Source organism: Endozoicomonas sp. SESOKO3 (assembly GCF_024606255.1).
The window spans coordinates 1-1,734 of record NZ_JAHHPR010000607.1 but is presented as its reverse complement, the minus strand read 5'-3'; the positions used below and the strand labels follow the sequence as shown (position 1 = coordinate 1,734).

At 48.3% G+C, this 1,734-nt stretch carries 1 protein-coding gene; it reads left to right on the top strand.

The window, feature by feature from the left end:
* Positions 1–1,734, top strand: a 1,734-nt coding sequence (locus KDK18_RS10685; RefSeq protein WP_257254886.1) for a hypothetical protein, incomplete at both ends; no start/stop codon positions are given.

The following is a 1,734-nucleotide window of genomic DNA, read 5'->3' as shown; positions in this document are numbered from 1 at the left end:
ATCTGGAAGGTGAGCTGAACGATATTCTGGCCGGTGACGCCCATCCGGGTTTCCACCTGTTTGCGACCATCAACCCGCCTGAGTACAGCGGACGAAAACCGCTATCACCGGCACTGAAAGGGCGCTTCCGACATTTGCCCATCCGGCAATATAACCCGGCAGAGTTGCAGAGCATTGCTGAGAAAGTATTACCACAGACCCTGCAGGGGAAAATCGTGGCTGAAAAACTGACCCGGCAACATTGTCAATTGAGGGCTTGCCTGAAGCAGAAAAACCTGCCGTTGCAGCCCACTAGCCTTGATTTACAGAATGTCGCCAAAGCGGTTTTCAACAAGGGCGATTTTACCGATGACGGACTCCATCAATGCCTCAATCAGCACTACCGGCTTTATCTGATGGCAGCTGACCTCTCGCTGGAGAAACTGCCAGAATCACCGGCTCTTGCCATAGATAAAAGTGCAGTTCATTCTGAGCTTTGCGAATGGCTCAACCAGATGGTATCGGGCATGGATCGACCCTGGTTAATACGACACAATGATCACAACAGTATTGATGAAAAAAACCATGTAATTTGTATTAACACTCATCAGACTAAAAAGCAGAACAAAACGGAAATCATCACGAGACTGGCTCAAACGGAGTGGCAGGCAGCAGGTCTTTCCCTTAAGCCGGATGAGTCGGACGATATTCTCACCGGGGCACTGTATCGACACTGGCAGCAACACTGGTTTGCTCGTAAGTTTGGCCGGACGGGCATAAACGCCAGTAGCGTGTTCCCCCTGACGGAAGAACAGAAACAGACGTTGAAAATGTCAGCTAACCAGTCTTATCTTCAGGCGGCTGATCAGCGGATAAGGGCGTGGAAAGCCGCTGAAGTTCAGTGTTGGCCTGCTTTCTGGCATCAGATCAGTGATCTGCTGAACCATTTTGTTGACGATTATATTAACGAAGCCTCAGCGGTTGGTGGTGATAAGGCTCCTGTACATGATCTGCCACAAGTCCACGAGAAAGAGGCATCAGCATCAGCTCAGAGGACGAACCATGAGCCACAACCTGTTAACGAAGCGTTGATTATTGGTAGTGATAAGGCTCCTGAAAAATACATTCCGGCAGTTCACATGGAACAGGCTCCGTTATTGAGTCATTTAACGGACTATGAGAACCGGAAGAAGCCAAAAAGAGTCAATCACATAATTTTTGATACGCAGAACTATTCTTCCACTGATTACCGGCGGTGGACAGGGGATATTTATGTGACTGCAGAGGGCAATGTCAAATGTATCAATATCAATGATCAACACATGCAAGGGGTCGAAGTTCTCATACCTGCCCGGTTGCCAGAGCATGATCAGGAATTGACATTAGCCAAAGACCAGACGCTGGCAACCTTTGAGATGAAATCAAGAAATGGTCAATATTACTTACCCAGCCTCACGGTCAACGACTATATCGTAGCCCTGCGCATGGAGCCCGAGTTGCCATTTGCTCTGGTCAGGGATCGATATACCGGGCTTCACACACTCTCTGTTCCAGAGTCGGGAGTCAGCCAGAAAATTAAATTTGCTTATGTCGCAGAGTCCAGAGAAGCAGGCAAAAAAACATGTGACGAGGTAGTCGGACCAGCACAATCAACACGTTTTGACGTCCGCTGTTCAGAAGGTATGAAAACAGTACTGAAGGGAGTGTTAGAGAACATTAAGCAACAACCACCTGAAATACAAGCGCCTTTGCAGA